At 34.0% G+C, this 3,743-nt stretch carries 6 protein-coding genes; all 6 read right to left on the reverse strand.

Features of this window, described 5'->3' with window-relative positions:
• Positions 1–758, reverse strand: a 758-nt coding sequence (locus tag SAGCYANO_RS16460) for a pentapeptide repeat-containing protein (protein WP_202221073.1), incomplete at its 3' end; no start/stop codon positions are given.
• Between the two features lie 87 nt (positions 759–845).
• The gene (locus SAGCYANO_RS16465; protein ID WP_202221074.1) at positions 846–1,007 is read right to left on the reverse strand and encodes a hypothetical protein; all 162 of its coding nucleotides are present in this window, start codon (positions 1,005–1,007) and stop codon (positions 846–848) included.
• Positions 1,008–1,017: 10 nt separating this feature from the next.
• Entirely contained in the window at positions 1,018–1,179 is a 162-nt protein-coding gene (locus SAGCYANO_RS16470; protein ID WP_202221075.1) for a hypothetical protein, read from the reverse strand.
• Between the two features lie 129 nt (positions 1,180–1,308).
• The gene (locus tag SAGCYANO_RS16475; RefSeq protein ID WP_375339952.1) at positions 1,309–1,416 is read right to left on the reverse strand and encodes a PD-(D/E)XK nuclease family transposase; all 108 of its coding nucleotides are present in this window, start codon (positions 1,414–1,416) and stop codon (positions 1,309–1,311) included.
• 36 nt (positions 1,417–1,452) lie between these two features.
• Positions 1,453–2,643, reverse strand: a complete 1,191-nt coding sequence (locus tag SAGCYANO_RS16480; RefSeq protein WP_202221076.1) for a CHAT domain-containing protein — start codon at positions 2,641–2,643, stop codon at positions 1,453–1,455.
• 70 nt (positions 2,644–2,713) lie between these two features.
• Positions 2,714–3,694, reverse strand: coding sequence for a pentapeptide repeat-containing protein (locus tag SAGCYANO_RS16485; RefSeq protein WP_202221077.1), 981 nt, complete (start codon positions 3,692–3,694; stop codon positions 2,714–2,716).
• Between the last annotated feature and the right edge of the window lie 49 nt (positions 3,695–3,743).

Below are 3,743 nucleotides of genomic sequence, written 5' to 3' on the forward strand. Positions count from 1 at the left end.
GCAATTACTGCTAGTATTCCTGCTCCAGTTACTGCTATATATCCCAACCATTTTTCAGCAATAATTTCAGCTAAAGCTACTGCTAAACTGAGAGTAAAAATTAAGACAAATATTGCGAATACACAGATAATAAAGCTAACAATTATCTCAATGGAGCCATTATCATTTAAGTTCTGAGCAATACTGTTAAATCTGAAATATCTTAACTTTCCAGTCCATACAACAAACTGTGCTTCTGTAATTCCCAAAAAACTCAAAAATTTTCCTAACAAAGTATACCATTCTCTAGCGTTTTCCTCCCCTATACCAAGCGCTGCAAGTATGGAAATTATGACCATTATTATAGGAATGACGGAAAATAAATACCCTATTATTTTTTGAATGCTTTGACGAATAGTAATTATCAATATACTAATATTGACAAATTCTAGAAATATAAAAATAACTGCTCCGACAGGAATTGGAATTGGATCGTGTTGGTTTAGGAAGGAGAAAACCTGTGGGAAGATCAGACAGCAATAGTTGCTGCTATACCTGCAGTTATAGATAGGATAGCTGTAACAATAAATATGTCTGATTTTCTGAGATTTTGTTAATCCTGCTAAGGTATAATTGAACTTAGCACCTGTGAGATTTGCTCCAGTAAAATCTGCTCCTCTTATATCTGCAAAAGAGAAGTCTTGACCAGTCAAATCTCGATTTTTAAATGAACGACCTTGATAATTTTTTCGTGGTTGTGTGGATGTATGAATTAGCATTATATTTGCCCCTGAAAAATTAAGTGATTCTTTTTATCCGCCAATAAATAAATTTCTTGGCTCACAGCAGAAGTCATCTAAAGATGACTAATAACTGTTAACTGATAACTGATAACTGTTAACTGATAACTGATAACTGTAAAGTGGTTGTTTAGATGAATGAATTAACATTAGATTTACCCCTGAAAAATTAAGTGATTCTTTTTTATCCGCCAATAAATTTATTTCTTGGCTCACAGCAGAAGTCATCTAAAGATGACTAATAACTGTTAACTGATAACTGATAACTGTTAACTGATAACTGATAACTGTAAAGTGGTTTTCTGGATGAATGAATTAACATTAGATTTGCCCCTGAAAAATTAAGTGATTCTTTTTCATCCGCCAATAAATTTATTTCTTGGCTCACAGCAGAAGTCATCTAAAGATGACTAATAACTGTTAATTGATAACTGATAACTGTTAACTGATAACTGATAACTGAAAAGTGGTTGTTTAGATGAATGAATTAGCATTAGATTCACTCCTAAAAATTAATTAGAAAATTTATTTATTCGGTTAACTGATGATTGATAAAGCCAATAAAAATGTCTGTACTCTGTTCTGAACTGAAGATTTTTTTAAAGGCATAATCGACCTTGGGATTGGTAAATTTCATAGTAATTTTTCTCCTTTGATAATTAATAAAGGTACATTACTGGCGGGCAAGATGCCCGCACTGGAATGACGGAGGAACTTCTGCGGAATTTTGACAAATGACTGGCAACCAACTTGCACCAGGAAATTTATCTTCTATTATTTGTAATTTTTCCCTCGCTTCTCGCACGGAAATATATAGAGATTTTCCACTAGCAAATAATTGGAGAAAATCCTGTAAAAATTTCTGGGCAACTACATCTGCTACTTCTTCTCGCATAACAATAATTGCCGGAATATGTAACTTAGCAAATTGTCTGGCTAAACCTAATCCATCACAGGAATTAAATATGGCTAACTGTAGACCTTTCCTAATAGTTGTTGCTAGGGAATTAGAAAATTCCTCTATTGTCATTGTGGTTTGATTTCCTAAATCAAAACATCCGCTACTCCCATCAGCTTTACTTTGACTATGACCAGAAAAACAAATAATATCCCAACCTTTTTCATCCCATAATTTTTGGTCTAGTTCTTGGCGACTTGGTTTAACTAAAGGGAGAATTTCTGCTTCTGTGGAGAAACTAGACAAATATTCTTTATCTGCTTCAACATTTATTCCTTTGTCGTCTCCAAAAATTGCTAAGATGCGGATTTTTTCCCTGGCAGTATTTAACTTTTCTACTCGGTTAGCTTCTGGCAAACCTATAGCAGTTTCCGCAAATTGATAATCAGATAAAAAATTCCATAAGTGCCAGGGAATGTGCTGGATTAAATTATCTTCAGATTGGATAATTAGTCGGACTTTATCTGAGGGGTTAAATTTAGTCCGTAGTTCCTTTTCTATGCGGTTAAAATCTGAAATGTTTAACCAGTTGTTGAGAATAATTTGCCACTCTTCCTCTAATTCCCGAATCTGAATAACTATTTCTTGAGCCTCCTTCTGTATATCTTTTTTGGAAAAATTTGTTGTCTGCTCTTTCTTAATTTTGACTCTAGGAAGGAAGCCTAAAATTCTATAGCATTCTCTTAATTGTTCATATTTTTGACTCCAGTCTTGATAGAGTTGAGGAATTTTTAAGTTTGGGGGTAAGTTGCTGGTAAAAGAAGTTGGTAAAGGATGACCGTCTGACCAAATATTTGCTCTAATTACTGGAAAACCTGTTTCAAAATTTCCTCCTTCAAAATTGAGGGTAACTAAATAATTGGCAGAGGTTGATTTTTGAAATATCTGATTAACTAAAGACATCATGTATTTATTTTGTTCTTGTGAACGAGCATTTTGTTTTTTGATTTCTGCCCACTCTATCTGATGTTTTATTTCACTGTCCTGAAGATTTTGATTTATCTGTCGTTTTGATTTGTTGTAATTCTTTCTGATATTTTTCCTCTAACGCTCTCACATTTTCATCATAGAATTGCATAAACTCCCGATGGATTTTTTCTTTATTCGTTTCTGGGGGTACATTAATTTTAATTACTACTACTCCATCGCCTTTATTTTCCATTCCTTGAATTGTCATGGGGATGCCTTGGTTTTCCACTTGTACTTGTTGGAAGGATGACATAAATGCTTTGGCATCTACTCCATTTCGGAATATTAAGTCTACAGTATTCAAGACTTCTTGGAATAATTTTGTAAAGTCTCCTTTTTGGAAATATCCACTACTGGGACGACGTTCTCTGTCGTCTGTTTCTGGTTTTGGTTTCTCTAATAAATAGATATATTTTGATTCAATATTATCCAGAATTGTAGTGTGGTCGATATTCCAAGCTTCTAGGCAAGTTCCTGACATTTGAGCGGTGGTAAAGTTAGTACCTATTGCTAATGTTTCGGTTAAATTTGCGCCCTTTAAATTGGCAGCTTTAAGAGAAGCTTCTCCTAAGTCTGCTAGTTTGAAATTGGCGTTAGTAAGGTCGGCACTCATGAGGTTTGCTCCTCTTAAGTTGGCACTTATATATTGTTGGTCTTTTCCGTATCCAGTTCTTAATAATTCTCTGACTTTTATATCTTCTAATATGGTTTTTTCAACTCTGGCAAATTTTAGATATTTGGTTTGTCCCCAGAATGTGCGAGTGGTCTTAGCAAATCGAAAATTTGTACTTTTAAGGATGGCGTGACTAAAGTCGGCATCGGTTAAATTAGCATTTTTAAAACAAGTGCCTCCTAGAGTTCCAATGGCAACAGCAAATTTAAGGATAAAAAGATTATTTTCGTCTTCAGCTAATATCTTTTTGCCAGATGTTGAGTTATTAATATTAGGGTAAGAGAAAGAGATACAGCAAGAATAACAACCATCCATAAATAAGACATTTTGTCTGGATAATGGTCATGGGAGTTGTAAGTAGTAA

It is taken from the genome of Okeania sp. KiyG1 (assembly GCF_014132355.1).
In the GTDB taxonomy this organism is placed as follows: domain Bacteria; phylum Cyanobacteriota; class Cyanobacteriia; order Cyanobacteriales; family Microcoleaceae; genus Okeania.

Coding starts and splice junctions, on each gene's coding strand:
- SAGCYANO_RS16475 (WP_375339952.1), bottom strand. CDS start 1,416: ATGAAATTTACCAATCCCAAGGTCGATTATGCCTTTAAAAAAATCTTC.
- SAGCYANO_RS16465 (WP_202221074.1), bottom strand. CDS start 1,007: ATGACTTCTGCTGTGAGCCAAGAAATAAATTTATTGGCGGATAAAAAA.
- SAGCYANO_RS16480 (WP_202221076.1), bottom strand. CDS start 2,643: ATGATGTCTTTAGTTAATCAGATATTTCAAAAATCAACCTCTGCCAAT.
- SAGCYANO_RS16485 (WP_202221077.1), bottom strand. CDS start 3,694: ATGGATGGTTGTTATTCTTGCTGTATCTCTTTCTCTTACCCTAATATT.
- SAGCYANO_RS16470 (WP_202221075.1), bottom strand. CDS start 1,179: ATGACTTCTGCTGTGAGCCAAGAAATAAATTTATTGGCGGATGAAAAA.